We start from the raw sequence: 25,157 nt of genomic DNA, 5'->3' as shown, positions 1-25,157 counted from the left end.
ATATGGGTTTTGCCAAAATTCTAAAATGGAAAGAGCTTGCATCATTTAGGAATGAGCTAGGATTATCTATTCCTGTCAACGTCAGGATTGGAGGTTCAAAAGCCTCTATTGAACTTACCTCATTCGAGTCCGTACAGCTATCTGTTAAAGATGATCAGGAGGTTTTATATGATTGGACTTATCATCAAGGAAAATTAAATGAATTCATCAATGCATATGACAACTTTAAAATACAATGGGATATAGATTATACAGAAGAAGAATTAAAAAAATTACTCATAAAATACAATGAACTTAGAAAATCTCTGTTCTCTGGGAAAATGGATACCGATAAACCTGATTATTCATTTTTTCATTTTGCGTGGGATCTGGATAAACATATTAAAAAGCATATCTGGGATAGTGAAGAATTTAAAGATCATATAGGTGTAGGTTCCGGAATTAGGAATGATTCGTTCCAGATAAGATACTATGTAACCAGGGACAGCTACACTCTAAATGTAGATTTTGACGATAACGGTATATACATTGTAACAATGGAACCACCATATGAATTCCCGACATATTTGCGTCATAAGCCAGAAAAAGACCCTGAACTCGTAAAGGCTCAAGAAAGAGATAAAGCTATTTTAATGAACTTAACTCATTTTCTAAAGCCATTGCTGGATAACTATCAGTGGGTAAAGCAAGAAGATGAGGATGAATCATATATCATAGACCTCGAAGATGAATCATCTATTTCAGAAAGCAGCACATATTAGGTTTGAGTTAAACCAGCGTATCTATTATCGGCTAAGTAATAATAAGAAAGAATCAAAAAACTCATCTGCATCAAAGATGAGTTTTTTATATATTTTTACATTCTTCGTTCGTTTGAAAGCTTGTTTAATTCTTTTGAAAGCTGACCGAATAAAATGAGCCGATACATACGAAAATCAGCACGCAATGACCAGAATGGATGGCCAAAGGTAGCGGGTTTGTTTCCTTCAATAAAAAAATGGCTAAACCATGCGATCCCGTATGCGACAACTGGTGCTGCCAGCAGAAACCATGGACTTTTCCAAACGGCGAGTATGATGAAAATAAATACAAATGAAGTGCCGACAAAGTGCCATGCTCTCGTGGAAGCTTTGCTGTGCTGTGAAAGATAAAACGGCCAGAACTCCTCATAATTGTTAAACCCCATATTTAAAACCTCCCTTGTTCGTTAATATTCTTCTGACTGAAAGAAAAACCCTTTATTCAAAAAGGGATAAACATTATCTTGAGGAAGAATATAGTTAGACGAAAAAAAGATTGACCATGTGGTGCACAACACGGTTTATGATGGAATGGCAGGTGGTGGATGATGATGTATCGAGTAAGTGAGTTTTCAGAAATGACGGGATTGAGTAAAGAAACGCTTAGGTATTATGCAGAAGTGAAGCTGCTTGAACCAGTATATATCGATCCTAATAATAAGTATCGCTATTACGATAATGGTTCCTACTTAATTGCGATGATACTAGTCAGTCTAAGAAAATTCAATTTTACTATTCAAGAGATGCTAACCGTCATTGAAGATGAATCCTTTGAAAACTTAGAGCACATCCTGAATCAAAAAAAGAAAGACATTCAAAAGAAAATCGAGAATCTATACAGCACAATAGATGAAATTGATCAATTTCTAAAATGGGGAAAAGAGGGCGATGACAATGCTGACATGGAAAGAAGAGAAGACGATACCAGCAAACATTGAAAAAGTTTGGGAACTATTTTCAGATGAGAATCTGCAAAGAATCATGCCGAACGTTGTGGAGCATACACCGATCGAAAAGAAAGAAGGTGTGGTGGGATCTACGTACAGACAGTCTTACAAAGAAGGTCGTAGAATAGAAACGTACACTGTTGAAACGTTAGGGTACGAAGATAAGGAGAATGAAAAGCACTTAGCCATTGGTTTTAACTTGGCAAAAGCCTTTGAAATCCAAACTGCGTTTACTCTCATCAAAATAGACGAATCGAAAACTCGTTTTATCTATGAAGGATCTAACAAGGGCATCAACTTTTTAGGGAAAGTGATGCTTAAAATCGCAGGTGACAAAAACAATAACAAAGTCGTGCAAGATTTTATGGATAAAGTTGAAAGAGAAAGCCTGGCGAATGCCACTGCTTAAATTAAAGTGTAATGCATAACATAATGTTTTATATTCCATCCTAAAAGGTAGATATAATAGAGCCTAACTTTAAGGAGTGGATGACATGGATAAAGAGCAGATAAAAAATAAAGTGTTTGATGTACTAGAAAAAAAACAAACGGGCGTGCTGGCAACAGTTAAGAACAACAAGCCGCATTCCAGATATATGACTTTTTTTCATGATGGCCTGACATTCTACACGCCTACGAGTATTGATACCCATAAAGCTGAAGAAATTCAAGATAACCCGAATGTTCACGTACTAGTCGGTTATGAAGGCGAAGGGTATAATGATCCGTATCTAGAGATTGAAGGCACTGCTACTATAAGAGACGATCAAGGTTTGAAAGAAAAATTTTGGAACGATCAGATGAAACATTATTTTGAAGGACCCAATGATCCAAACTATATTCTGCTTGAAATTAAACCAAGTCTTATTCGATTAATGAATGCAGGAGAACATGAACCACAAATTTTAGAGTTATAAAAAGTCGGCCTCTCTTTGAATAAAAGGGAGGCCTTTGTTCGTCTGATTTAATAAGGACTTTCCCTACCATAGCCATACAACATATAATTTTCCTATTATTGTAAAAACAAAGCAGGTTGATTATACTTTAAACAGACTGAATATTCTATATTATTCAAACGAGGGGGAGTTTAAATGAAAAAGATATGGGGTGCGATTGGTCTTCTAGCACTTTTAATCGGCTGCTCTGAAAAGGATATTGATCAAGAACCTAAATTCACAGTGAAAGATGCCATTAATAAAAATCATGTGGTGATTCAGAACCTGTCTGATAAAGAACATGAACTTATGACAGGGGCGACGAAAGCAGAACACCTTGTTCCCATGTTCGCTTTTTTAGACGATGTGAAAGCAAATAAAGAGAGTACACTGCAGATAACGGTTTTTCCGAAGAGCGGTGAGCCTACAACAAGCGAATTGCATTTCATTAGCAAAGATAAAACCGTTTTTACAAATAATAATAAAACCTTTGCGATGCCCATTGGTGAGATTGAATGTATGAATATTATGGACTCCAACAGAAATTTAGCAGTAGATGGATGCAACGGGGAATATAGTAACGTTTTAGTTATTCCATTTGGTTCAAGAGAATACAATCTAGCAAAAGTAGAGTACAAAAAGATAAGCAACAAATAGGGGGATGTTATGCCATACATTTTAAGAGATAGCATGCTTTCTTTGATTCTATCTGTAATTGGAATCATACTGCTTGGCGCGGTTCCATTCATGTTCACTGGGATGACCTTTAATACGAGCGGTTATTTGAATGGAATAGCAGAATTGTTTAAGACCATGATAAGTCCAGGAGAGATTATGTATTTTACGCAGAGTGGTCCATACCCGCTTTTTCCTAACATGTGGGGAATATACGGCTACTCATTGACCATTCTGTTTTCTGCATTTTTCATAGCCCTCCTTGTAGCACTTGTATTTGCGCTCATCATTTTTATGCTGCCATCACGTTTAAAAGATAAAATACGTGTTTTTTCCTTTGTTTTTGAATCAATACCTGATGTGTTAATAGCGATAGGTATTCAGTTTTTTATTATCTGGTTTTTCAAAAAGACAAATATTCTTTTGTTTCAAATTGTCACACTTTATGATCAAAAAACCTATGCTATTCCCATTTTTTGTTTAACGGTATTGCCGACTCTTCTAATCTTAAGAATACTGCTGTTTAATATGGAAGAAGAACTCAAAAAACAATATATTGATACAGCGAAAAGTAAGGGGATCGGGGGTTTCCGCATTCTATGGCGTCATGTTTTACCAAACACACTGCTTAGTGTGTTTCATCAATCTCGTAATATCCTTTGGTTTATGCTGTCCAATCTATTAATGGTTGAATATCTGTTTAATATATACGGAATTACAACTTTAGTAAGAGAAATGGGAAATCCGGCAATCTTTACGATCTCCATGCTTTTATTGTTTATACCCATGTTTCTATTCTTTACGGTTCTCAGGATGATTACATATAAATGGGTGGGTGAAAAATGATGAAAACACTATGGAAGCAGCCTTTCTTTCTAGCGGGTTTTCTATTTGTCTTTTCATTGCTCGCCTTTAGCTTGTATCACCATTTTGTGATGGGAAATGAAATCTATGAAAATCAGATTGTCTATGAGGGTATTAATCCTGTTGATAAAGCACCTTTTGAGCCATCACGTGAGTATTGGTTTGGCAGCGATCGGATGGGGGCGGACCTGTTTTATCAAATCATATCAGGTGCAAAATACACATTGGGTATTGCTTTTGTTGCTAGTTTACTACGAATCATCCTTTCGTATTTTGGCGGAATACTATTATTGAGTGCGGGAAAAGCCCTTCCGTTCATTAAGGGCTTAGGACAATCGTTTTATTATATCCCTTCAGCCCTCCTCATCTTTGTAATCGTCGCGCCAATCATTGCCGCAGATCAGTTCACATTCTGGGAGAAAGTATATTTTGAGATGCTTTTAATCGTATTAATTGCCGTACCGAACACGGCGATCTTAATAAAAGAAGAAATTAGCCTGATTCAGCGCGAAGAATTTATAACGAGTGCAAAATTGATGGGCGGAAGTAAGCTTCGAATTTTGTTTAAACACGTTATGCCTCACTTATGGCCAAAACTCGTTCTTATGTACGTGCAGCAGGTTATTGCCGTATTGCTTTTGCTTGCGCATCTTGGCATATTAGGTTTGTTTTTTGGAGGTACGATTTATCGGGAATTCTCACAAGAGTTTGAAATCCCCGTATCGGTTTCTAACGAATGGTCAGGCCTTTTAGGTGGCTATTATTATCAGCTTAGACTTGCACCATGGCTTGTGTTTTTTCCTGTAATGAGTTTTGCTGCTGTGATAATGGCATTTAATTTTATGGCTGAAGGTATTAAGCGAGCGGGAGATCAACTTCCTGGTGGCAAAAAGATGATGAAGAACGAAGAAAGACATGTCCAACATGGATCAGAAAATTTCTCCTTTGTTTTTCTGGATGAACGAAAAACAAGTTAAATAAAAAGACAAGAGCAGCAACTCTTGCCTTTTAAAAAATACTATCTCAACGTCGCACCGATGATGATGAGAAGGATAAAAAGCACTACAATTAAAGCGAACACTCCGCCGCCACCGTATCCCTTATAGCCGTAGCCACATGGGGTGTAGCAACCGTATCCGTATCCAGGGTAACCCCAGTTACGCTGTTGTTGTCTCTTTCCAAACATGCTGTAATTCCTCCTTCTTTCTTGTGCCTTATGCTTTCAACATAGTGTATGTCCCAGGGGGAGGAGTGACATGGACAAAATCCTAATAATAACGAAAAAGTTTTTTATATAAAGGAGGTCAAACTAATGTGTGAAGTGTTAAGTGAATATAGAAGTTTTGTAAACTATCTGGAACAGCTAAAAGGCTTGCCGGAAGAATTTTGGCTTCAACCAATAAAGGAAGAAAAGTGGTCGACAGGTGAAATTATAGCTCATATCAAAGCATGGGATATCTTTGTATGGGATGAAAGATTTGCGTATTTTGTAGGTCGATCGAACCTGCCGCCCAAAAAAGTTGATGTAGAAGAGATTAACAGAAATGCTGCAAACGAAGCTAGGTCAGGAATCTCTAAGAATCAGCTTATTAATGAAGTGATCGAGTGTCGCCTTGTACTCTCTAAAAAGCTTGAAGAGTTGCCAAATGAGATTTGGGAAGAGAAAATCCAAATGGAAAATAGCACAATTACACTATGCGAATATATCAAGGGTATGGTGGAGCATGATCATCATCACAAGATTCAAATCGATAAATTCCTTATATCTAAAGGGTTTGAGCTCAATGGACAGATTGTGTAGACACTTAGGAAATAACGTCGAATTTCCCCGGAAATTATCTTAGGAAATAATGGTAATTATACTAAGAGCTTCTGCCAAGACAGAAGCTCTTTTTTTCGTTAACATAAAGGAAGGGTGTTTTTGTAGTTTCTTTTCTAAATGTACTTTTCTAATAGATTGTTGCTTTCTAATATTATCTTCTATGATCGTTGATTGGAGTGTAAGATGCGAGACTCCTGCCGGACAGGCGGGCAGGTGAGACACTTAAGAGTGAAACGTACGAATGTGGCTCACCGCCTGCCCCGCGGAAAGCGAGCAGTCTGGAACGGAAATCAACCACTTCCAAAGCTAGAAACAATCTCTTAAAAAACATCCTAATAATAACAAATTAAAGAGGACATATGGATACAGTTACTCACACATTATTTGGTTTAACGTTGTATGGTGCAGCTAATAAAATGAATATGGATAAGTCTCATAAACGGGCTTTGTTATTTACAACGGTTGTCGGGAGTCAGATTCCTGATATTGATGTTGTCGTTAACCTTACTGAAACGGGACGTATCATGCAGCAGATGTGGCATAGAGGATTAACGCACTCTTTTTTCCTTATTCCTGTTTGGGGCATGATTATCTATCTACTAAGCAGGCTGTTATTCAAAGTAAAGGATCGAAGGATTTTTTACTGGGCTATACTCGCAGTGTTTATTCATGACACGAGTGATCTGTTCAACACATGGGGAACGGGATATATTGAGCCTTTCTCGAGTTACCGTGTAACGTTTGGTACGATCTCGATCGTTGATTTTGTATTCTGGTTTCTTATGCTTGCTGGATTTATCGTGTCTCGGAAAAAAGAAGCAGACAGTCGCTATAAAGTGTTTAGAGTGGTATGGCTTCTAATGATTGCTCACGTTGCTGTTCAATCACTTCAAGGTTATGTCATTTATAATGAGGCAAAAGATAAGTATGAAGATGTCGCTTTAGCAGCTGGTTTTGTTCCTACACAATTTCAAGTGATCGGAAAAAAAGGCAATGAAGTTGAAATCGTAAAAGATAGTATTTTTATCAAACCGCAGTTGGAACATCGCTTAGTTTCAAGTGATGAAGCGGACTTAGAACCGCTTTTTGAAGAAAATCCTCGGGCCAAGACACTTTACGAATGGTCGCCGTTTGTAGTCGTAGTTGAAGAAGACGAGAAACTAGGAATTTACGATCCTAGATTTTATCGTAATGGAGAATCTTTTTTATATGAGTTCATAGAAAAGTAACCCGCTATAAGAGACGGGTTACTTTTTCGTTTACTCTGTTGTCTGTGTACTTGTTGCTCCTGCTGTTCCAGCCTCTGTCCCAGTCGTATCACCCTCAGGCGGGGGATCCGTTGCAGGAGGTTCAGTAGGTGGAGGTTCAGTTGGCGGCGGATCAGCAGGAGGTGGCTCGGTTGGCGGTGGCGGCTCCGTTGGAGGATCCTTTGGTTCAGGATCTGTTCCTGTTCCAGGCTCATCTTGTGGCGGAGGTGGATCTGCCTTATCATCTTTTGGCTTCGCCGGAGGAGGTTCTGGTTTTTTTTCTTCCTCCTTCTTTTTCTCTTCTTCTTGCTTTTTCTCTTTTTTCTTTTCCTCATTTTTCTTCTTATCTTTATCTTTGTCATTATCATTTGACTTAGAATCTTGTTTCTTTGGTGCTTTTTTTGGTTTAGGTGGAGCTGTCATTTCTTTTAGTGATGTACCTTTAACGATAAGCTCTTTTACGGTGTTAGGACCATTTCCGCTTTTGGTGATATACCCCGTGTCTTTATTGATATAAACTTCCTCAACAGACTTTGGTTTTGTAAACCCAGCTGTCTTTTTATCTTTTGAAACTTCTGAAACAATGGATTTAAAGATATACTTTGCAATCTTTTGGTCTTCTGGCGTTAAATAGGTTTCTGCAGTGGTTTTGTCATAGCCAGTCCAAACGGCTGCTGTGTAATTTGTTGTATAGCCCGCAAACCAAGAATCACTTGAACCTTTTTCATTATTAATTTCTTCAGGCAAGTTTGTCGTTCCTGTTTTTCCTGCTACTTCTAAACCAGGGATGGCAGCCAGTGTTCCAGTCCCGCGCGTAACCGCATCTTTTAACATATCGGTAATCATATATGCAGTGTAATCGTGCATAGCTGCTACAGGCTTAGATTCGTACTTAGCTTCATAGCCGTCAGGATATTTTACTTTGCGCAGAGTCGTAGGCTTATGGTAAACACCTTGATTACCGAATGCTGTATAAGCTCCAGCTAGTTCCAGAGGGGAAGGACCATTTCCAAACCCGCCGATTGCATATGCTGGATAAGCTTGTTTAATCGGTATGCCTAACTGCTGAGCAAATTTTACGGCATCCTCTGAACCGACCTCCATAAAGGTTTTTATCGCAGGGATGTTGTAAGACTTTACGAGTGCTTCACGCATGGAAACATCACCATGAAACTCGTCATCCCAGTTTCCTGCTTCCCAACCATCAATTTCTAATTCCTCGTCTTTTATCTGTTTATACGTAGACCACTTAAACTTTTCTATCGCAGGGCCATAATCCAATATCGGTTTTATGGTAGAACCCGGCTGGCGTTTAGTATCAGTTGCATAATTGAATCCTTTTTCAACATTCTGTTCACCGCTTGTTCGATTTCCACCTAACGCACGGATTACGCCAGTCTTTGTGTCTAAGAGAGCAACCCCAGCTTTGAACTTATCGCTCGGGTATTTTACAAATTCTTCTGTTGATAATACTTTCTCGGTATGAGCTTGTGCTTTTGGATCAAGGGTTGTATAGATCTTTAACCCGCCTTCATAGATGGCGCGTTCAGAAATCCCTTTTTCCTTCAATTCTTTTATAACTTGCTGAATAAAAGCGTCATACTTTAATCGCTGCGCTTTTTCTTTTGCAAGTGAATCGGTTACAGAAGTGCTTACGGCTTCTTCTTTTTGCTGTTTTGTTATTGCACCATTTTTGTACATAAGCTGCAAGACGGTATTGCGCCTTTCTTCCGCAACTTCAGGGTGGAGAAAGGGATCATAGCTGCTCGGTCGTTGAGGCAATCCTGCGAGTAGAGCTGCTTCGGCTGGTGTTAGATCTTTTAAAGGTTTGTTGAAGTACGTCTTAGAAGCAGTCGCAACACCATAAGCTCCGCTGCCAAAGTAAATCTTGTTTAAATACATTTCTAGAATTTCATCTTTTGTGTACTTGCGTTCGAGTTGAATAGCAAGGTAAGCTTCTTGTACTTTTCGTTCGATCGTTTTGTCTGAGGATAATACACTGTTCTTAACGACTTGTTGAGTAATCGTGCTGGCACCTTCTGCACCAAAGCCATCTTGAACATTGGCTACGGCAGCTCCTACAATTCGCTTTACATCGATTCCCATGTGTTCTTTAAACCGGACATCTTCTGTTGAAATGAAAGCTTGTTGGACCAGTTCTGGAATATCATTGATCTTTGCATATTCCCTTCGTTCAGCGCTTGTTACATACGTAATAAATTCATCATTCATGTCATAGATCATGGATGATTTCGGATCTTGCAAGTCTTCTTCTGTCAGTTTCGGAGTGCCGTTTACGTAAGCGTAAATCATGGCGCCGCCGAATGTTACGCTGGATAAGAAAAAAAGTAAAGTAATGATAGCAGTTCGTCGAATCCAAAGCGAGCGTTTCTTTTTCTGACGAAGCTCTGTTCTTTTCGCCACAGCCCTCTTCCTTTCTTTAGGGTACTATCCTTGATTTACCCAATACTTGTATAAATAAAACAGTTTATAAAATGATTGGAGGGGAATCGGATAAAGGAGAGGTGATCTTATGAAAACACAGACAAAAGAGAGAGCGCAGATTATTTACTCCATGTTGGAAGAAATTCAACGAAACAAGACTATAAGTGAAGAACAGATTAATAAGTTAACAGAAGTAGCACAACTATTAAAAGAAGATGTAGAAATAGGCAAAAAGACATCGGGAGTATTAGATGATCTGACTCAATTTGGAGAGAAAGCTTTGCAATTATCATCTGATCAACAACTGAATGACTATTATCAACAAGAAGAACAAAAAATAGAAGAGTATTACGAGCATTTTAAGATGCTGTTTGAATGAGCAGAAAAAAACTGATTCATAAGGTACGTTAAGTCCTTTTGAATCAGTTTTTTTTATATGGAATAATGTATTTTCCATGTTATTACGAGCTGTGAGTGAAACCGTAAAATTATAGCAAAGTTTTGTCGAACGAATATGTTGGTCAATCTTGGATTCTTTTAATAAAATTTAATAAAACGACCAGTCGTTTTTAAAAGTTAATAGTTGAGGAGTGATCGCAGTGTTAGTCATCAAACGGTTTAGTGAGTTATCTTTCAATGAAGCAATCTCGTTATGGAATGAATCATGGAAACACTATTACTCTGATATGACGATGGATCTTAATCGTTTTTTGCAGAAGGTAGCGGGAGAAGGCATTTCCTTAGAAAAATCGGTTGTAGCGGTTTATGATGGTAAACTTGCAGGTTTCGTGCTAAACAGTTTCCGAACGATTAATGGAAAACGTTATGTGTGGAACGGCGGCACAGCGATCGCTCCTGATTTTAGAGGAATGGGAATTGGCAAAAAGTTAATCACCGTTTGTCTAAATATATATGAAGAAGAAAATGTAGATATAGCGAGGCTTGAAGCGATTAAACAAAATGAAGCAGCAATTAAGCTATATAAGCAAATGGGTTATCAAATTTTTGAAGAATTAATTTTTCTGCAGCATGAAGGTTCGGTTTTAAGCTTAAAAGAGAGAAATACGGATATACACGTAAGAGAGGCAAGCATGCAGGAAATCCAATCGTTATCATTTTATAAACCTGTTACAGCATGGCAGACGCAGTTTCCTAGTCTAAAAGATTTTACAGGCTTGCTGGCGATTAAAGGTGATACTCCGTTAGGTTATGCAGTTTATAAAAAGGGATACAAAGAGACTGGAGAGCTTGGAGGCATCGTACTTTATCAGTGTGAGACCGACTTGCAGCATCCAAACGAACAAGAAATCGTTGCTTCTCTTGTTCAAAATGCATTCGCTCCACTAGATGCATCTGTTAAAAGAATCACCATGAACATCCCTAAAAAAGATAACGCATTAAACCGTATGTTAACAGAATCAGGATTCACTGCTTTAGTTGAACAAGTGCATATGGAACGTCCTATAAAAGCAAAGAGTGAAGCGAAGGGAGTAAAAACTTTTTCCGAAATAGACTGAAAACTCTGTTATACTTATTTAGGAAGACGTGTCATAAATGGAGGAAGCATCATGCCTAAAGTTTCAGCTCAGTATAAAGCAGAGAAACGCAATCAGATTCTTGAGAGCGCCTTGAAATGCTTCGGTGAAAAAGGGTATCAAGCTACGATTATTGATGATATTGTAAAAGACTCAAACATTAGCAAAGGTGCAATCTATAACTATTTTGCTAGCAAAGAGGAGATCTACCTGCAGCTATTAAAGCAGCGTACAGATCGTTTTTTTGAAGATATGGAACAAGAGAACGCTTCTCTTACAAGTGCTAACGCAAAACTTGCGAATTTGTTCAAACGCTTTAAAAAGCAAGAGTTAAAAGAAGATGATCAGCAGACTATGAGAGTATACATCGAATTCTGGCTCTATGGTTCAAGGCAAGATGATTTAAAGTCCATTCTTGCGGAAAGATACAATAGATTCATTGATTACATCGTCAACATTATCATTGAGGGCCAGGAAGCTGGAGAGATCAATGCAAAATTAGATCCACAAAATATTTCACGCATCTTTTGGGCTGTTCGTGATGGAAATGTTCTTCACTATTCATTTTTAGGTGAAGAAGAACAGTATCGCAACGCCTGGGATACCATTGAAGAAATGTTTTTAAGCTATGTAAAAAATAAATAATAGAGAGCTGTTTTCGTAAGCTTTGGTGCTTTTGGAAGTAGTTGATTTCCGTTCCAGGTGCTCGCTTTCCGCGGGGCAGGCGGTGAGCCACATTTGTACGTTTCACTCTTAAGTGTCTCACCTGCCCGCCTGTCCCGCAGGAGTCTCACACCCTCCACTCCAATCAACTTTTCAATGATGAATAGAAACAAAATGCATCAACAGCAATTATTTAGAAAATAGCATAAATAAAAAGACACCTATACCTGGTGTCTTTTTTGATTGGTGGCTGGTTTTGTCTAAGCAGAACCTCTTTTGTTGGTAATTATCGACAAATTGGTCCTATCGAGATACGCAAAATAAGAGTAGACTTAGAAGTAACATGTTTGTAATGTAACTTTTTATGAGTAAATACGACTACATAATTACATAGAGACAGGGGGCCATCTGAAGTGAAAGAAACGTTCGACCGGTTGTATGACGAGTATCATGCAGCTCTATTTCAATTTCTTTTTTATATGGTACGAAACCGTGAATCTGCAGAAGACCTTGTACAAGAAGTTTATATCCGGGTATTAAACGCATACGAAAGTTTTGAAGGCAAGAGTTCAGAAAAAACATGGTTGTATTCCATCGCCAGGCACGTGGCCATTGACTGGCTGAGAAAACAATCAAGACGCAATAAACGATTTCTATTTTTTGATATTAAAGAGAGTGAAAATGTGCTGCGAGACCAGGATCCCCTTCCAGAAGAGTTAATTGCCAAGAAAGAGTCTTATCGTGATTTATACAAAATGATGAAATGCTGTTCACTTGATCAGCAGCAAGTGCTTGTACTTCGGTACATTCAGTCATTATCGATCTCAGAAACTGCGCAAATTTTAAGTTGGACCGAAAGTAAAGTGAAGACCACCCAGCACCGGGCTATAAAAGAATTGCGCAAATGGCTGGATCAGCAACCGGGCCTGGAGGAGGAATTGAAAGATGGAACAAATTAAGTGGAACGATGAAATTATTGAACAGCATCTTAAGTCGATGCCCCCTATAAAAGATCGTCAATCCAAGCAAGAGCTCTTTCTTAAGGTTCAGGCAAAGGTTGAATATAAGCATCAAAAAGGAAAAAAACTTCCTACATGGAGCCTTCCTGCACTTGCCACAGCATGTGCGCTCGTATTATTTGGTATCTTTGTTCCAGAAATAATGAAGAACGGCGGACAAAAGATGGAGAATTCCAAAATGGCGCAACACGATGGAGATATGGAAGGAAAATCCGCTTATGATTCTGCTGGAGGTAATGATCAAAGTAATGCAGGTATCATGAAATCAGAAACACCTGTTGCCTATCACGCTCCTCTATTGAAAAAAGACATTGAATCATCAAACAAAGACTGGGTAACGGTAGGTTATCTGGATGAGCAGGCGCAGCTTGTGATACCGGTGAGTTTTTTAACAGATAAAGATTATTACTTAAATAAGGTCAATGATCAGCTTCAAAAGTTTAACCCAAGCGATGCTGGTTTAGAGAGTAGTCCTTTAATAAAAGCTAAAATAACTGAAGAGGAAGAAACAGTAGTTGTTGATTTCCAGTCAGGATCGGTTAATGAAGCAGAAGAGCCACTGATGAAGGCATTAATTTCAATGACTTTTGCAAACAACGGGGAGAAAGCAAAGGTGGAATTAAGAACAGATGGGCAGCCGGGTTATGAATTCCCGCGTTTTGGTTCAGTTAAAGAGTGGGATCTCGCCGTTCCTGGAGCTCCTCACTACCGTTACGATGCACCGTCAAGTGATGCTTTTATCGTTAGTCTGTTCTCAACAGGTCAAGACGCGGAAACAATGCCAAAGGAGTTTGAGGACGCTCTTGAAATGATGGATGATGAACAAGAGCGCGGACTTAAACCGCTTTTGCCTAAGGACATTGCACTTGCAGTAAAAGAAATCAACAAGGATTATGTTGAGATTACTTTCCCAGATACGATGAAGCTCTCAGCAGATAATACCGAGGATCTCATGATGATTGATGCCATCCTCTTAACGGCTGAAAGTTACGGTTATGAGTCTGTGAAGTTTACAAATACAAAACTAGATACAATAGGTCCCTATCACCTAAATAAACCCATTGTAGAAGTAACCGGAACCAACTTTTATCATTATCAATAGATTGTCGAAAAAGGCTGCAATTTGCAGTCTTTTTCTTTTGGAAAGATAGTAACTTTGCGTCTCAGCCCATCGACTAATGAAGTGAAAGAGCTAATATAAGAGAGGATGTTAAACATGAAACGTATTCTAGTAGCATTTGTTTCATTAGGGCTCGCAGCCATGTTGATCTTAGGCGGTGTATCAGCAGCTAAAGCATCTCCATCCTATGACCAAGAAGTAACAGAGACAGCCAAACTCTATAAAGGCACTCCATTTAAATGGGGAGGAACAACACCTAAAGGGTTTGATGCCTCAGGTTTTACAAAATATATATACAAAACAACTGTGGTTAACAAGAACTTGCCGCGAACGTCAGCTGAACAATACAAAGGCGGAAAAGCCGTTGCAAAAGGAAAAGAAAAACTAGGTGATCTCGTTTTCTTTAAAACGAATGGAAAAAGTGTTTCATTTGTAGGAATCTATATGGGGAATAAAGAGTTTATTGCGGCCACTTCTAAAGGTGTCCGGGTTCAGTCTCTTAACACGAAATATTGGAAAGATAATTATATGGGAGCTAAGAGATATCTGCCGTAAATTCAGTGTCTGAAGCCCTTAACTAAAAGATTGTAGCTCAATGCTAATTGTATTCATACTCATCCTTGATAGGGTGATTGGAGTGGAAGGTGAGAGACTCCTGCGGGACAGGCGGGCAGGTGAGACACTTAAGAGTGAAGCGTCCAAATGTGGCTCACCGCCTGCCCCGCGGAAAGCGAAGCACCTGGAACGGAAATCAACCAGCTTAAATAGATTTTATGAACTGTCCTCGACGTTGAGGGCAGTTTTTTGTAGGAAATCTTCTAATTTTGTATATTTGGTAAATATTTTAAAATGTTACTTGTTTTTCCTTTTGTACCATACTACAATAACCAAGTATTGTATTAAAAGCAGGCCTTATTTACTAATAAAGGCAGCAGGGGATGGAGGAAGGGAAATGTTGAAACTGACCTGGTTTTCTTTAAAAAATCGCTCGGCCATCGTGATTATGTGTTTGTTGATTTCTGCATTAGGGGTTTATGCAGGACAGCGCTTACCGATGGAGTTTTTGCCGAGCATTGATAATCCGATGGTTACGGTCACAACCTTAGCAGATGGAATGGATTCAGAAACGATGACTGACACCATTACAGAACCGATGGAACAAGACCTTCGTAACATAAAAGGTGTTGATACGGTTACATCTGTTTCTGGGCAAGGAATTTCAAAGATCGATCTAACGTTTGATATGAATTCGGATATGAAAGAAGCAGCTAGAGAGGTAGAACGAAAGACAAACAACTTCCCACTTCCAGAAGGGGTTAACAAACCTTATGTTATTCAGTTAAATACGTCCATGATTCCGATTATGGATTTAACACTTAATAAAGATGGAGCATTTACAACCCAAGATTATAAGCTGATTGAAGAAGAAGTCATTCCACAGCTTGAAAGTGTTGAAGGTGTTTCCGATGTAGCGTTATACGGAAAAGCTACTCGTGAAATAACCTTGCAGCTCGACAGCACTAAGCTTCTTGAGAAAAAAGTAGCAGCGCCGCAGATCTTGGCTGCACTTCAAGGAAAAGATGTTTCACTTCCAGCTGGAGATGTGACCCTTGAAAACAAAACAAACACGCTCCGAGTAGTGGGTGAGATGAAAGACTTGGAAGCATGGAAAAACATCGCTGTTGCTCCAGGTGTTTTATTGAAAGATGTAGCAGAACTAAAGGATGAACAACGCTTAGAGTCCTTTACACATGTTGATGGAAAAGACGCTATGTATATGTCTGTTACGAAAGAAGCAAGCGCAAACGCTGTTCAAATCGGCGATGATGTACGGGATAAGATGGAAGAAATCAATAAGCAGTACGGTGATTCGTTCAAACTGAATGTTTTTTACGCAACATCAGATTCCGTATATGATTCTGTAATGAGCATGGCGAAAGAAGTTGCATTAGGAGCACTGTTTGCATCCATAGTTATCTTGCTTTTCCTTCGACACTTTAAATCAACGGTCATTGCCGTTATTAGTATTCCGCTTTCTATTTGTCTAACGCTCTTTTTGCTGCACCAATCAGGCATCACTCTGAACATATTAACGCTTGGTGGTCTAGCGGTTGCAGTTGGAAGATTAGTAGATGATAGTATCGTAGTTATCGAGAATATTTTCCGGCGCTTACAAACGGGTGAGCGATCGAAAGAACTAATAGTAGATTCGGTGAGAGAAGTGGCAAAAGCAATCACTTCCTCGACAATTACAACGATCGCTGTATTTTTACCAGTTGGACTTGTTGAAGGAGCACTTGGCGTATTCTTCCTGCCTTTTGCACTAACGATGGTATATTCACTTCTAGCATCGTTACTCGTAGCCCTGACAGTTGTTCCTTTAATGAGCTACAAAATGCTTAAAAATGTAAAAGAGCATACGCCAAAACCACCAAGACGCTACCTTAATATCTTGAATTGGTCATTGAACCATAAATGGATCGTAAGCGGGATTTGTGTTCTGCTTTTCGCAGGATCTATTGCACTTTATGTAGTAATGCCTGCAGGATCAATGGCATCTGCTGATGAGAGTATGGTGAACGTAAGCATTGAATATCCTGAAGACACGTCGCTCGATACTGTAAAATCGGGCACATATAAACTGGAAGAATATATCAATAACTCTGATGATGTGACAGCAAGCTACTCTCAAGTTGGGGTTTCAAGTGAAATGGCACAATGGGGAGCGGCTCAAGGGAACAATATTGCAAGACTTGTTGCCAAGATGAAAAAAGGGGCAGACACCGAAAAGTTTGTAGAAGAAATTAAAGCATTAGAGAAAGAATATGCACCAGCTACCATTTCAGCGGGTATGGCAAGCATGATGGGTGGAAGCTCAGATGCCATTAGCTTGAACATCACAGCTGAAAAACAAGCAGATCTTGCTCCAATGGCTGAAAAGCTTACGGCAGAACTTAAGAACGTAAAAGGTCTTGAAAATGTTCAATCTAACAATGAAGATCTGAAGAATGAGTGGATTTTAAATGTTGATCAAAGTAAAGCACAGGCAGCAGGCTTAACACCAGCTGAAGTCGCACAGCAAGTTAGAGGATTAACAGGAAAGAGTCCAGTTGGACAGATCACAATCGATGATATCAAACTTCCCGTAATGATGAGTTACGATTTAAGCAGCGTGACTAATCGGGACGATTTATTGAAAACGACAATTCTATCACCTGTAAAAGGACCTTTGCTATTAAAAGATGTAGCAGATTTAGAGCTTCGACCTGCAAAATCACAAATTTTCCGTAAAGACAGTAAAGAATATTTGCAAGTTACAGGAATCATCACTGATAAAAACGTTAAGAAAGTAAATGCGGATGTTGCCGCTATTCTAAAGGAACTTGAAAAACCAGCGGGTGTTTCAGTTGCATTAGGCGGAGTGGGTGAAGAGATGAATGAACAGTTTATGGACCTATTCTTAACGATGGGTGCTGCTATTCTGATCGTTTACTTAATCATGGTTATCACATTCGGCCAGGCACGCGCACCGTTTGCGATCCTTTTCTCGCTACCATTCGCGGCAGTTGGTGCCGTTTTAGCACTTGTTATTACACGTATTCCAGTCGACATCTCCTCTCTGATTGGTGCTCTAATGCTGATCGGTATCGTTGTAACAAATGCGATCGTGTTCATTGACCGCGTTCAGCAGCAGCGTGAAAAAGGATTAAGTGTGAGAGAATCCATTTTAGAAGCGGGATCAACCCGCTTGCGTCCTATATTGATGACAGCAGTTGCAACGATTTGTGCGATGCTTCCATTGATGTTTGGCGAAGAAAGCGGCAGTCTTGTATCAAAGAGCTTGGCGATCGTGGTTATCGGCGGTTTGTCGGTATCGACACTTCTAACACTCGTTGTTGTGCCTGTAATCTATGAAATGCTAGCTAACATTGGAAATCTATTTAGACGTAAAAAGAGAAAGCAGGCTGAGAAAGCAGCTTAATAAGTTTACAATGAGACCACCTAAAGTGCTGAAACATGGCATTTAGGTGGTTTTTTATTGGTCTGGTTTGGTTAGATTCCACCTCAAAAGGGTCATACTGTTAACGATGAAAAAGAGGTGTAACAGATGACCATTATTAAACTTGGATTTGTAGCGATGAGTATGGAACTGCAAAATGCTTCTCCATCAAAAACGATGACGTATAAACAATTCAGCCAGCTTCAAAATAGAGAGGCGGGTTTAAGAAAACTAGAGCGCATATCGCTTGCCAATATAACCAATACAATCAGGGTTTTAAAGCATGCAGTGGCAAATGATGTTACCTTTTACCGCATGACATCCCGCATCATTCCACTGGCGAATCATAGTGAACTGCTGGATTGGGATTATATTAGTCCTTTAACGGATGCACTTCATGAAATGGGAAAGTACGCAAAACAGCATAACATGAGACTGGATTTTCATCCCGACCATTTCGTACTGATCAATTCTCCGAAAAAAGAGGTTCTAAAAAACTCGCTCAAAACTTTGCAGCTTCACTATAAACTATTAAAAAATATGGGCATCGACACAGAACATCGATGCGTGATGCACGTTGGCGGAAATTATAAGGAAACAGATGTAGCCCTTGAAAGGTTTGTGCAGAATTGGGGAAGTGTCCCTTTACCCATTCAAAAAATGATCATGCTTGAGAATGATGATACGTCTTTTTCAATGGCTGACGCTCTATATCTTTGTGAAAAGCTCCAAATTCCACTTGTATTTGATTACCATCATCATTTGGCTTTTCATCAGGATGAAAACTGGGTACAGCACTGGCCTCGTGTAGTGGATACATGGAAACGTTCACCACTTTCGTTAAAGATGCATATATCCAGTCCAAAGAATGAGAAACAATTTAGAAATCACGCAGACTTTGTGGATGTGGAAATGTTCTTTGATTTTTTAAAAGAAGTAAAAGGCAGTGTTGACGAGATGCACTGCATGATCGAATCAAAGAAAAAGGATTTAGCTCTTTTTCAACTCATGAGAGAAATAAAGAAAAGATCAGATGTCGAAATAATAGATGGAGCGTCGTTTCGACTAAAGTAAACCTTTGCTGAGGCAGAGGTTTTTTATTTTCCGGGAAATTTGTCGAAAAATTTGTGAAACAAAGAGATTGACTAAACAAATTTCTTGAAACTATAATTAAGATACTTAGTAAACAAAAATGTATAAAAAGTATATGATAAAGAATAATGGATGATTTCGAGGAGGAACAAACATGAAAAAAGTAGCAATGATTACAGGAGCATCAAAAGGTTTAGGGAAAGCCCTTACACACTATTTTGCACGTGAAGGATATAACTTAGCGATTTGTTCAAGAAATGAAGAGGCCATCGGTAAAATAAAAAAAGAAGCGGAGAAGCTGGGGGCGGATGTATTAGCAATACGAGCAGATATGTCTAAAGCAAAAGATGTAGAGCGGTTTGTTGCACTGACAGAAGAGTATTTTGGCAAAATAGATGTTTTGATCAATAATGCTTCAATTCTAGGACCTAGCCCTATGCCTTACTTACTCGATTATCCAGAGCAGGACTTTGAAGAAGTTCTCCGCGTAAACACGATCGGGCCGTTTCTCGTGACAAGAAGAGTGCTTCCAATCATGCTTCAAAAACAGAAAGGCAGCATCATCAATATCACCTCAGAAGCTGGGGCTACAGGATATGCGGGGTGGGGTGCTTACGGCATCTCAAAATTTGCACTTGAAGGACTAACAGAAACGTGGGCAGACGAAGTGGGTGAGTCAGGCGTTCGTGTCAATATGGTCGATCCTGGAGAAATGGATACTGATATGCATAGGCTTGCTGTACCAGACTGCGATTACGAGCTTGCAAAGCCAGAAGAGATTACAGCAGTATTTGGCTACTTAGCATCAGACGCATCATCTCATATTACAGGGAAGCGTTTTGAGGCACAGTCCTTTCAATTAGAGGGGAGTGAATTCTAATGCAATCTGCCATGAAGTTTGAACTTCCTGATGAACTAAATGCAAAGCAGCCGCCAGAAAGACGTGGGTTACGCAGAGATTATGTGAAAATGATGGTGCTCAACAAAACAACAGGCCAAACCAATCACACGCAGTTTTATCAGTTGGATCGTTTTTTGAAGAAAGGGGACCTGCTTGTCCTTAATGCAAGCCGCACCGTTCCAGCGGTTTTAAAAAGTAAGAAAGAACTGGACGGAACAGAGGTCGAGATTAGACTTGCTCACAGGAAAAATGAATCCATATGGGAAGCGCTCCCGGTAAGCGGAAACGTAAAGAAGGATGACGTGATTCGCTTTTCGCCGACTCTAACAGCGACTATTATTGAGCAGTCCGATGATACACCTTTTGTTTCACTAGCCTTTAATCTATGCTGCTCCTCACTTTTTGACCAGATATATGATTTAGGAGAGCCGGTAAGATACGAGTACATTCAGGAACCTTGGAATCTAGATTACTATCAAACGGTTTTTGCCACAATACCAGGTTCAGTGGAGATGCCTTCTGCTGGTCGCGCATTTAGCTGGGAGCTTCTGTTCCGTCTGCAGAAAAAGGGAGTGAAGATTGCATACATTACGCTTCACACGGGACTTAGTTACCTGCTAGATGACAAGTGGCATAAAGGACCTGATAAGAACTTTGAAAACTATGAAGTGCCAAAAGAAACAGCTGAGCTTATTCTAGAAACGAAGAATGCAGGTGGCAGGATCATCGCAGTAGGCACAACGGTCGTAAGGACTTTAGAAACCGTCGCTATTGAAAAAGGAATGCTGCAGGCAGCAAGTGGTTGGACCAACCTATATATTACTGAAAACACGAAACTACAAGTGTGTGATGGCTTGATTACTGGCATGCATGAACCAGAAGCGAGTCATCTTCAGCTGCTGTCGGCATTTGTGGATCGTGAAAAACTGTATAGCGCTTATACCGATGCCATTCATCAACGCTATCTCTGGCACGAGTTTGGCGATATGAATCTCATTTTGTAGGAACTTGTTATGTTGCATCATGTGGGAATATACGTAAGTGACATGAAGCGGTCTAGTGAATTTTATGAGTTGATCTTACCCGTTACAGCAAAAGAAAAGCTGACCTGGAATGATACGGAGCTGCTCTTTTTAAAAGGAGAAGGATTTCAGATTGAACTCATACATGCAGCGTTTGATCATGCTGCAACGCATATCGCATTTAGCGTTACCTCTGTAACAGAAAAAATCAATGAGCTGAAACAAGCAGGAGTAACGCCAATAGAAGGACCTTATGAACTTCCGAACGGATGGAGTACGGTTTTTTATGAAGGTCCGGATGATGAAGAAATAGAATTTATATGTACTACTAAACCCTCGATTCGCTAAAATGAGGGTTTTTATTATGAAAAGGGTTCTGGATAGAAATATAGAATTGGAAGGTAGAAGAATTATTTGGGGAGGGTGAAAAATGATTGTTTACGAAACGGAAAAAGAGATTGAGTTACTAGAAAAAGAAATTTTTGAGAAAAAGGCTAAACTGATAGAGCTAAAGAAAACCGTACCTCAACAGCAGGTGGAAAATTATCATTTCTTGAATTCAAACAACTCAACCGTAACGCTGCTGGACTTGTTTGGGGAAAGTGACGAATTAATGATTATTCATAACATGGGACAGAGCTGTTCTTATTGTACGATGTGGGCAGATGGTTTTAGCGGTGTATACCATCACATTAAGCGAAAAGCCCCATTCTATCTCTCTTCTCCAGACGTTCCGGAAGTGCAAACTCGTGTTGCTATGGAGCGAGGATGGACATTCCCTATGATTTCAACAAAAGAGAATACGTTCAAAAAAGATTTAGGATTTGAGAAAGATGGAGTAAAGTACCCTGGCGTTTCAACATTTAGAAAAGATAGTCAGAATAACATCTATCATGTGGCAAAAAGTATTTTTGGTCCAGGAGACGATTTTTGTTCAGTGTGGCCGCTAATCGAACTTCTTCCTTCGGGTTCAGAAGGATATAAGCCGGTAAAAGATCTCTAACTATGAAAAGCTTTTATTAAAAACGGGCCATCGGGCACTTGTAGCGAGCGATATGCTATAAGCAGGTTTGTACGATTGTAAGGTACAGATTTATACTCAATATAAAGGGTATCACCAGCTGCATAAACAAGCGCATAACGAGCTTCAGCCTGCGCATTACATCCTAAAGCCCCAGGATTCACAAAATGTGTTTGATCAATTTTAAAATCATGAACGATATGATGGTGCCCAAATCCTATAAAGTCATAGGGAAGCGAGTGCCCAAAAAGAGCATGCATAGATTTAGTATCGGGTTGGCTAATAATTGGCATAAAGGGATCTTCGGAAATGGGAGATTCCTTTTTTCCACTTTTAAAAGGATAATGGGTAATAAGAAACCGAATATTCTCCTGCTCAAACTTCAGTTCACGAGGAAGTTTGTGCAGTTTGTTAGCATATCTATCTTCAAGATGATTTGCAATCCACTGATGATGTTTCTTAGCATGGAAATGGCTTTCTGGATAAGGAAGACCAAACTTCAATGAAAGAACCGCCTCGTCATGATTACCTGTAACCATATCAACAGAGGGAAGGTTAAACAAAAGCTCTAACACCTCGTTCGTAAAAGGTCCAATTCCTATCATATCGCCTCCACAAATAAAGCGTCTTGCACCAATTTTAATAGCATCATCAACCACCGCTTGTAAGGCATCTATATTTCCGTGAATATCGGTAAAGTATGCAAAAAGAAGCTTCAAGATATTCCCACCTTTGTATTCTTATGAATTATTATAAAAGAGGGTTAACATTTGAACAACAGTTTTGAGGTGAGGTAAACGATGAAAAGAAAGGTAGTGTTTATTTTTGACATACTGCTTTTCCTGGCAGCCTTCTTAGGTCTGGTGTATTGTGTTTTCTATAGAAATGAATGGCTGAGCATTCAATTTGCCACTTTTTTAATTGTTGCAATCAGCAGTGCAATTAGAATAACAACAGATATAAAGGATGGATTTTATTAAAAATAAAAAGTCGGTACCAGGGGATTGCCATTCATAATCATAAAAATAAATAATACTTCTTGCAGGAAATGATTAATAGAGAGCGTAAAAGAATTCTTATAAACATTTTAACCATAGCAAAGTGTTTAGCGTTTGATAGATTTAATAAATAGTAGGAGAAAAGAAGAAATGACAACCCCAGAAGGAATTCATCATATAGAAATAAATGTTCATAATTTGACAGAGACAAGAGCCTTTTATGATTGGCTTATGCCAGAATTGAATTATTCTCTTTTTCAGCAATGGGAAAAAGGCTTTAGTTACAAAAACGGAACTGCCTATCTCGTATTTACACAAACAGAGGACCATTATAAAGAAATACCTTTTCATCGGAAGCGTTCAGGACTTAATCACCTGGCCTTTTGGGCTAAATCACGTGCCCAAATAGAGCAACTTCGTGTACAATTGAAGAAGAGAAATATTTCCTTTTTATATGAAGACAAGTTCCCTTTTGCAGGGGGAGAAAGTCATTACGCATTATTCTTTGAAGATCCAGATCGAATAAAAATTGAAATCGTGTCGCCGAGGTGAATAAAGATATGATTGAACAGGAAAAAGAAACAAAGCAGAAAAGTGAATGGATTAGTTGGTTCAAAGCCATCGGGTTTGCATTAGTCTTTGTTTTTGTTACAAAAGCCTATTTCTTTGCCCCGTACATGGTAGAAGGAGCTTCCATGTCACCTACATTGCACGATCAGGAAAAGTTATACGTTAATAAAATCGTTTACGCCTTCTCTGAACCGAAAAAGGGTGAGATCGTCATAATAAAAGGTGACGATAAACGTTATGTGAAACGGATAATCGGAGTTGAAGGAGATATTATTCAAATGAAGAGTGACGATCTCTACGTAAACGATAAAAAAGTACAAGAATCGTACCTGCAGGAAAATAAGTCGGAAGCGAAAAACCTGGGAGTGTACTTAACGGAAGATTTTGGTCCGATAAAAGTGCCAAAAGGCAAAGCGTTCGTAATGGGTGATAATCGCCTAAACAGTATGGATTCGCGAAACGGTCTAGGTTTGATTGAATTAAATTCAATTGAAGGACGTTCAGAAGTAGTCATTTACCCGTTTTCTGAAATGCGGGCTACTCAATAAAAAAGTGCAGCCCCGCTGCGCTTTTTATTATTTTATAAAGGAGTATGTTCAATGAACCGATGCAAGTGGAGTGAAGAGAGTGAGATGCTGCAGCAGTACCATGATAACGAATGGGGTAAATGGGTTGTCGGGGACAATGAGCTTTTCGAATGCTTAACGTTAGAGTTGTTTCAGTCCGGTTTAAGCTGGAAAACAATTCTTCACAAACGGGAGAATTTCAGAAAAGCATTCTTAGAGTTTGAAATAAAAAAGGTAATGCTGTTTGAAGAAGAGGATATAAAGCAATTACTAGCAGACGCAGGAATCGTTAGGCATAGAAAAAAGATTGAAGCGACGATTGAGAATGCTAAAAGGGTAAACGACATAGTTAAGAAGTTTGGCAGCTTTGAGGTATTTTTAAACGAACTGCCTGATGGGAAAGAAGATAAACAAAAAACACTGCAGAAGACGTTTAAGCATGTAGGATTAACAACAGCGGAAAGCTTCCTTGAGGCAACCGGGAGAATACCTGCGTCACATAGTGAACATTGTTTCGTTACAATCAAATAAGAGGCATTTCTTACTTGTCCTGCATAAGCTAAAGCGGGAGGTATGACGATGCCTTATGAAATCTATATTTCAACAGCAAGAAAAAGACTCGCCCTCGTAAAAGATGGGAAAGTCATTAAACGCTATCCCATTGGAGTGGGGAAATTGCTGACACCTACACCGACTGGAACATATACCATTATCAATAAAGCGCCTAATCCAGGTGGCCCATTTGGAGTGATGTGGATGGGGCTCTCACGGCCGCACTATGGCATACATGGCACAGACAACCCATCGTCCATAGGCAAAAACGTATCCAAAGGTTGTGTGCGCATGCATAACAACCACGTATTGGAACTATCTAAAATTGTGCCGATTGGAACGAAGGTAGTGATAAGGGCATAG

At 39.2% G+C, this 25,157-nt stretch carries 32 protein-coding genes; 27 read left to right on the top strand and 5 right to left on the bottom strand.

Annotation, left to right across the window (positions count from 1 at the left end; genetic code table 11):
* Window positions 1–2: 2 nt before the first annotated feature.
* Window positions 3–761: a hypothetical protein gene (locus QUF49_RS20295; RefSeq protein WP_289497488.1), complete on the top strand. Its 759-nt coding sequence runs from the start codon at window positions 3–5 to the stop codon at window positions 759–761.
* A gap of 95 nt (window positions 762–856) precedes the next feature.
* On the opposite strand, the gene QUF49_RS20290 is transcribed toward QUF49_RS20295, so the two are convergent.
* On the bottom strand, window positions 857–1,186 hold the full coding sequence (locus tag QUF49_RS20290; protein WP_289497487.1) for a DUF962 domain-containing protein: 330 nt from the start codon (window positions 1,184–1,186) through the stop codon (window positions 857–859).
* 159 nt (window positions 1,187–1,345) lie between these two features.
* On the opposite strand from QUF49_RS20290, the gene QUF49_RS20285 reads away from it, so the two are divergent.
* From QUF49_RS20285 to QUF49_RS20260, 6 genes are all read left to right on the top strand, one after another.
* Window positions 1,346–1,738, top strand: coding sequence for a MerR family transcriptional regulator (locus tag QUF49_RS20285; RefSeq protein WP_289497486.1), 393 nt, complete (start codon window positions 1,346–1,348; stop codon window positions 1,736–1,738).
* Entirely contained in the window at window positions 1,695–2,156 is a 462-nt protein-coding gene (locus QUF49_RS20280; RefSeq protein WP_289497485.1) for an SRPBCC family protein, read from the top strand. Before QUF49_RS20285 ends, QUF49_RS20280 begins: the two co-directional genes overlap by 44 nt.
* Before the next feature lie 85 nt (window positions 2,157–2,241).
* Window positions 2,242–2,664: a pyridoxamine 5'-phosphate oxidase family protein gene (locus QUF49_RS20275; RefSeq protein ID WP_289497484.1), complete on the top strand. Its 423-nt coding sequence runs from the start codon at window positions 2,242–2,244 to the stop codon at window positions 2,662–2,664.
* A 174-nt stretch (window positions 2,665–2,838) separates the two neighbouring features.
* Complete coding sequence (locus QUF49_RS20270) at window positions 2,839–3,339, top strand: hypothetical protein (protein ID WP_289497483.1); 501 nt, start codon at window positions 2,839–2,841, stop codon at window positions 3,337–3,339.
* 9 nt (window positions 3,340–3,348) lie between these two features.
* Window positions 3,349–4,203, top strand: coding sequence for an ABC transporter permease subunit (locus tag QUF49_RS20265; protein ID WP_289497482.1), 855 nt, complete (start codon window positions 3,349–3,351; stop codon window positions 4,201–4,203).
* Window positions 4,200–5,198, top strand: a complete 999-nt coding sequence (locus QUF49_RS20260; RefSeq protein WP_289497481.1) for an ABC transporter permease — start codon at window positions 4,200–4,202, stop codon at window positions 5,196–5,198. Before QUF49_RS20265 ends, QUF49_RS20260 begins: the two co-directional genes overlap by 4 nt.
* Window positions 5,199–5,239: 41 nt before the next feature.
* On the opposite strand, the gene QUF49_RS20255 is transcribed toward QUF49_RS20260, so the two are convergent.
* Window positions 5,240–5,407: a YjcZ family sporulation protein gene (locus QUF49_RS20255; RefSeq protein ID WP_289497480.1), complete on the bottom strand. Its 168-nt coding sequence runs from the start codon at window positions 5,405–5,407 to the stop codon at window positions 5,240–5,242.
* Between the two features lie 126 nt (window positions 5,408–5,533).
* On the opposite strand from QUF49_RS20255, the gene QUF49_RS20250 reads away from it, so the two are divergent.
* The 3 genes from QUF49_RS20250 (at window position 5,534) to QUF49_RS20240 (ending at window position 7,272) form a co-directional block, all read left to right on the top strand.
* Window positions 5,534–6,022: a DinB family protein gene (locus QUF49_RS20250; RefSeq protein ID WP_289497479.1), complete on the top strand. Its 489-nt coding sequence runs from the start codon at window positions 5,534–5,536 to the stop codon at window positions 6,020–6,022.
* A 204-nt stretch (window positions 6,023–6,226) separates the two neighbouring features.
* Window positions 6,227–6,367, top strand: coding sequence for a hypothetical protein (locus QUF49_RS20245; protein ID WP_289497478.1), 141 nt, complete (start codon window positions 6,227–6,229; stop codon window positions 6,365–6,367).
* 35 nt (window positions 6,368–6,402) lie between these two features.
* Entirely contained in the window at window positions 6,403–7,272 is an 870-nt protein-coding gene (locus QUF49_RS20240; protein WP_289497477.1) for a metal-dependent hydrolase, read from the top strand.
* Window positions 7,273–7,302: 30 nt separating this feature from the next.
* Here the strand turns inward: QUF49_RS20240 and QUF49_RS20235 are convergent, their stop codons facing one another.
* Window positions 7,303–9,714 (bottom strand): transglycosylase domain-containing protein, encoded by a 2,412-nt coding sequence (locus QUF49_RS20235; protein ID WP_289497476.1) that lies wholly within the window; start codon window positions 9,712–9,714, stop codon window positions 7,303–7,305.
* Between the two features lie 109 nt (window positions 9,715–9,823).
* Between QUF49_RS20235 and QUF49_RS20230 the strand changes: the two genes are divergently transcribed.
* The 3 genes from QUF49_RS20230 (at window position 9,824) to QUF49_RS20220 (ending at window position 11,915) form a co-directional block, all read left to right on the top strand.
* Entirely contained in the window at window positions 9,824–10,114 is a 291-nt protein-coding gene (locus QUF49_RS20230; RefSeq protein ID WP_289497475.1) for a hypothetical protein, read from the top strand.
* Between the two features lie 220 nt (window positions 10,115–10,334).
* Window positions 10,335–11,252, top strand: a complete 918-nt coding sequence (locus QUF49_RS20225) for a GNAT family N-acetyltransferase (protein ID WP_289497474.1) — start codon at window positions 10,335–10,337, stop codon at window positions 11,250–11,252.
* Window positions 11,253–11,303: 51 nt separating this feature from the next.
* Complete coding sequence (locus QUF49_RS20220) at window positions 11,304–11,915, top strand: TetR/AcrR family transcriptional regulator (protein WP_289497473.1); 612 nt, start codon at window positions 11,304–11,306, stop codon at window positions 11,913–11,915.
* Here QUF49_RS20220 and QUF49_RS20215 read toward each other — a convergent pair.
* Window positions 11,897–12,082, bottom strand: a complete 186-nt coding sequence (locus QUF49_RS20215; RefSeq protein ID WP_289497472.1) for a hypothetical protein — start codon at window positions 12,080–12,082, stop codon at window positions 11,897–11,899. The genes QUF49_RS20220 and QUF49_RS20215 overlap by 19 nt on opposite strands.
* A 264-nt stretch (window positions 12,083–12,346) precedes the next feature.
* Here QUF49_RS20215 and QUF49_RS20210 point away from each other — a divergent pair, with 264 nt between their 5' ends.
* The 9 genes from QUF49_RS20210 to QUF49_RS20170 all read left to right on the top strand — a co-directional run bounded on the left by QUF49_RS20210 (window position 12,347) and on the right by QUF49_RS20170 (window position 22,090).
* Window positions 12,347–12,892: an RNA polymerase sigma factor SigX gene (locus QUF49_RS20210; RefSeq protein ID WP_289497471.1), complete on the top strand. Its 546-nt coding sequence runs from the start codon at window positions 12,347–12,349 to the stop codon at window positions 12,890–12,892.
* Window positions 12,879–14,054: a hypothetical protein gene (locus QUF49_RS20205; RefSeq protein ID WP_289497470.1), complete on the top strand. Its 1,176-nt coding sequence runs from the start codon at window positions 12,879–12,881 to the stop codon at window positions 14,052–14,054. Before QUF49_RS20210 ends, QUF49_RS20205 begins: the two co-directional genes overlap by 14 nt.
* Window positions 14,055–14,168: 114 nt before the next feature.
* Window positions 14,169–14,627, top strand: a complete 459-nt coding sequence (locus tag QUF49_RS20200) for a C40 family peptidase (RefSeq protein WP_289497469.1) — start codon at window positions 14,169–14,171, stop codon at window positions 14,625–14,627.
* Window positions 14,628–15,024: 397 nt separating this feature from the next.
* Window positions 15,025–18,054, top strand: coding sequence for an efflux RND transporter permease subunit (locus QUF49_RS20195; protein WP_289497468.1), 3,030 nt, complete (start codon window positions 15,025–15,027; stop codon window positions 18,052–18,054).
* Between the two features lie 126 nt (window positions 18,055–18,180).
* Window positions 18,181–19,146, top strand: a complete 966-nt coding sequence (gene uvsE, locus QUF49_RS20190; RefSeq protein WP_289497467.1) for a UV DNA damage repair endonuclease UvsE — start codon at window positions 18,181–18,183, stop codon at window positions 19,144–19,146.
* Between the two features lie 172 nt (window positions 19,147–19,318).
* Window positions 19,319–20,044: an SDR family NAD(P)-dependent oxidoreductase gene (locus tag QUF49_RS20185; protein ID WP_289497466.1), complete on the top strand. Its 726-nt coding sequence runs from the start codon at window positions 19,319–19,321 to the stop codon at window positions 20,042–20,044.
* Entirely contained in the window at window positions 20,044–21,069 is a 1,026-nt protein-coding gene (locus tag QUF49_RS20180) for an S-adenosylmethionine:tRNA ribosyltransferase-isomerase (protein WP_289497465.1), read from the top strand. Before QUF49_RS20185 ends, QUF49_RS20180 begins: the two co-directional genes overlap by 1 nt.
* A 9-nt stretch (window positions 21,070–21,078) precedes the next feature.
* Window positions 21,079–21,435, top strand: coding sequence for a VOC family protein (locus tag QUF49_RS20175; RefSeq protein WP_289497464.1), 357 nt, complete (start codon window positions 21,079–21,081; stop codon window positions 21,433–21,435).
* A gap of 82 nt (window positions 21,436–21,517) precedes the next feature.
* The gene (locus tag QUF49_RS20170; RefSeq protein ID WP_289497463.1) at window positions 21,518–22,090 is read left to right on the top strand and encodes a DUF899 family protein; all 573 of its coding nucleotides are present in this window, start codon (window positions 21,518–21,520) and stop codon (window positions 22,088–22,090) included.
* Here QUF49_RS20170 and QUF49_RS20165 read toward each other — a convergent pair.
* Window positions 22,087–22,827, bottom strand: a complete 741-nt coding sequence (locus QUF49_RS20165) for a metallophosphoesterase family protein (RefSeq protein WP_289497462.1) — start codon at window positions 22,825–22,827, stop codon at window positions 22,087–22,089. The two genes, QUF49_RS20170 and QUF49_RS20165, sit on opposite strands and share 4 nt — an antisense overlap.
* A gap of 81 nt (window positions 22,828–22,908) precedes the next feature.
* Between QUF49_RS20165 and QUF49_RS20160 the strand changes: the two genes are divergently transcribed.
* The 5 genes from QUF49_RS20160 to QUF49_RS20140 all read left to right on the top strand — a co-directional run bounded on the left by QUF49_RS20160 (window position 22,909) and on the right by QUF49_RS20140 (window position 25,157).
* On the top strand, window positions 22,909–23,088 hold the full coding sequence (locus tag QUF49_RS20160) for a hypothetical protein (RefSeq protein ID WP_289497461.1): 180 nt from the start codon (window positions 22,909–22,911) through the stop codon (window positions 23,086–23,088).
* A gap of 168 nt (window positions 23,089–23,256) precedes the next feature.
* Window positions 23,257–23,658, top strand: coding sequence for a VOC family protein (locus QUF49_RS20155; RefSeq protein ID WP_289497459.1), 402 nt, complete (start codon window positions 23,257–23,259; stop codon window positions 23,656–23,658).
* Between the two features lie 8 nt (window positions 23,659–23,666).
* Entirely contained in the window at window positions 23,667–24,224 is a 558-nt protein-coding gene (gene lepB / locus QUF49_RS20150) for a signal peptidase I (RefSeq protein WP_289497458.1), read from the top strand.
* 51 nt (window positions 24,225–24,275) lie between these two features.
* A complete protein-coding gene (locus QUF49_RS20145) occupies window positions 24,276–24,773 on the top strand; it encodes a DNA-3-methyladenine glycosylase I (protein WP_289497457.1) in 498 nt (165 codons plus the stop codon).
* A 48-nt stretch (window positions 24,774–24,821) separates the two neighbouring features.
* On the top strand, window positions 24,822–25,157 hold the full coding sequence (locus tag QUF49_RS20140; protein ID WP_289497456.1) for a L,D-transpeptidase: 336 nt from the start codon (window positions 24,822–24,824) through the stop codon (window positions 25,155–25,157).

The organism is Fictibacillus sp. b24 (genome assembly GCF_030348825.1).
Taxonomy (GTDB): Bacteria; Bacillota; Bacilli; order Bacillales; family Fictibacillaceae; genus Fictibacillus.
Note: the sequence above shows the minus strand (reverse complement) of the source record. Positions and strands in the feature narration are given on the sequence as shown.